The 1,103-nt window shown below is 65.2% G+C and carries 1 protein-coding gene and 1 pseudogene; both read left to right on the top strand.

Annotation, left to right across the window (positions count from 1 at the left end; all coding sequences use genetic code 11):
- Nucleotides 1–642: GNAT family N-acetyltransferase (locus tag JV551A3_RS28785; RefSeq protein WP_133979322.1), on the top strand; the 642-nt coding region annotated here is incomplete at its 5' end.
- Nucleotides 639–1,103 (top strand): annotated as a pseudogene (locus JV551A3_RS28780) (PIG-L family deacetylase); the annotation flags it as partial. The gene JV551A3_RS28785 and the pseudogene JV551A3_RS28780, both read left to right, overlap by 4 nt.

Genomic DNA, 1,103 nt, shown 5'->3' with positions numbered 1-1,103 from the left:
GCCCTGTTCGACCTGGCCAACGCCGAGATCATCCTTCAGGCGGCGGTCAATGCCGCTGCACCGCTGCACCATGACGCGCGCTACCTGTCCGAACTCAACAAGAGCCGCTTCAGCGGCCCCAAGGCGCAGAAAGAACAGCTGGCCATGGCCCGCGCCCACGAAGACCTGTCGAAGAAGTTCCGCTACAACCAGCGCCGCGAGCTGCGCCTGCTGGAAGAGGCGGGCGGCGTGGTGCGCCCGATCAGCGACTTCAGCGCGCAGGAAATCGCCAGCATGTACTGCGACCTGTTCCAGCGCCGCTGGGGCTTCCCTGCCACCGGTGCCGAGCGCATGGCCGAGGTGCTGGAACGCCTGCGCGAGTTGCTTATTGGCTCGGTGCTGCTGTTGGACGGCAAGCCGATTGCCATTCAGCTGGTGTACCGTGTCGAAGCGCCGGAATGGATCAGCGTCGAGTACATCAATGGCGGTGTCGACCCTGAAACCAAGGCCTTCAGCCCCGGTAGCGTGCTGAGCTTCCTCAATACCCAGGCCGCCTGGGAAGACGCTCGTGCGCGCAACAAGCCGCTGCGGTTCTCGTTCGGCCGTGCCGACCGCGAGTACAAGGACCGCTGGTGCAACCCCGTACCGGTGTATCAGGCGTGAGTCGCAAGCAGCAGTTGCTCAAGCGCCACCGGCGCAACAAACGCCTGGGCCTGCTGGCAGGTCTGGTCGCGCTGGTGGCAGTAGGTGTGTTCAGCTGGTGGTGGTTGCCACTGCTGCTGTTGCCGCTGCTGTGGGCTGCCCATGAAGCCTGGTTTGCGGACCACCTGTTCTATGCGCCAGCCGAGGACTACGCCTACGACTTCGGCGAGCAGACGCGGGAAGCCCCTGTCAGCCTGAACGGCGGCCTGCTCGAGGCTGACTGCGCATTGCAGGGCAACGAAACCCTGATTCTCGAGCTGCAGGTGAAAAGCAGCTGGCTGGGACGCTTCCTCGACCCACAGGTCGAGCTGGTGGCTGGCGAGCAGGCCGACCGGCAAACCTTCGAGCGCGGCGTCGATGGCGTGCGCTTCCTCAACCTGACCGGCCTCGCCGCACCTCTGCAAGCTGGCGCGTTGCGCCTG

The organism is Pseudomonas inefficax (genome assembly GCF_900277125.1).
GTDB classification, from domain to species: domain Bacteria; phylum Pseudomonadota; class Gammaproteobacteria; order Pseudomonadales; family Pseudomonadaceae; genus Aquipseudomonas; species Aquipseudomonas inefficax.
The sequence above is the reverse complement of the archived record's forward strand: the minus strand, read 5'-3'. Positions and strand labels throughout refer to the sequence as shown.